This is a genomic window from Streptomyces sp. bgisy159 (assembly GCF_057707805.1).
The window spans coordinates 1-1,009 of the sequence record NZ_JBYIQX010000122.1; the positions used below are offsets into that span (position 1 = coordinate 1).

The 1,009-nt window shown below is 67.4% G+C and carries 1 protein-coding gene; it reads right to left on the reverse strand.

Annotated elements, in window-relative coordinates; genetic code table 11:
- Positions 1 to 1,009 (reverse strand): flavodoxin-dependent (E)-4-hydroxy-3-methylbut-2-enyl-diphosphate synthase (gene ispG, locus AC3ET3_RS36085; RefSeq protein ID WP_435613732.1); only part of this gene is annotated, 1,009 nt, incomplete at both ends.

Below are 1,009 nucleotides of genomic sequence, written 5' to 3' on the forward strand. Positions count from 1 at the left end.
TCTGCTCGGCGATCTTGAGGGCCTCCTCGATGAGGGTCTCCACGATCTTCGACTCCGGGACGGTCTTGATGACCTCGCCCTTGACGAAGATCTGGCCCTTGCCGTTGCCGGAGGCGACCCCGAGATCGGCCTCGCGGGCCTCGCCGGGGCCGTTGACCACGCAGCCCATGACGGCGACGCGCAGGGGAACCTCCATCCCCTCCAGACCGGCCGTGACCTCCTCGGCGAGCTTGTAGACGTCGACCTGGGCCCGGCCGCAGGACGGGCAGGAGACGATCTCCAGACGGCGCGGACGCAGACCCAGCGACTCCAGGATCTGACTGCCGACCTTGATCTCCTCCACCGGCGGCGCGGACAGCGACACCCGGATGGTGTCACCGATGCCCTGGGACAACAGCGCACCGAACGCCACCGCCGACTTGATCGTCCCCTGGAACGCCGGCCCCGCCTCCGTCACCCCCAGATGCAGCGGATAGTCACACTGCGCCGCCAGCTGCTTGTACGCCTCGATCATCACGACCGGATCGTTGTGCTTCACCGAGATCTTGATGTCCCGGAAATCGTGCTCCTCGAACAGCGACGCCTCCCACAGCGCCGACTCCACCAGCGCCTCCGGAGTCGCCTTGCCGTACTTCTGCAGCAGACGCCGGTCCAGCGAACCCGCGTTCACCCCGATCCGGATCGGCGTGCCGTGCTCCTTGGCCGCCTTCGCGATCTCCCTGACCTTGTCGTCGAACTGCTTGATGTTGCCCGGATTGACCCGGACCGCCGCACACCCCGCCTCGATCGCCGCGAACACGTACTTCGGCTGGAAGTGGATGTCCGCGATCACCGGGATCTGCGACTTGCGCGCGATCACCGCCAGCGCGTCCGCGTCGTCCTGCGTCGGACACGCCACCCGCACGATCTGACACCCCGACGCCGTCAGCTCCGCGATCTGCTGCAGCGTCGCACCGATGTCCGACGTACGCGTCGTCGTCATCGACTGCACCGAGACCGGGGCGTCACC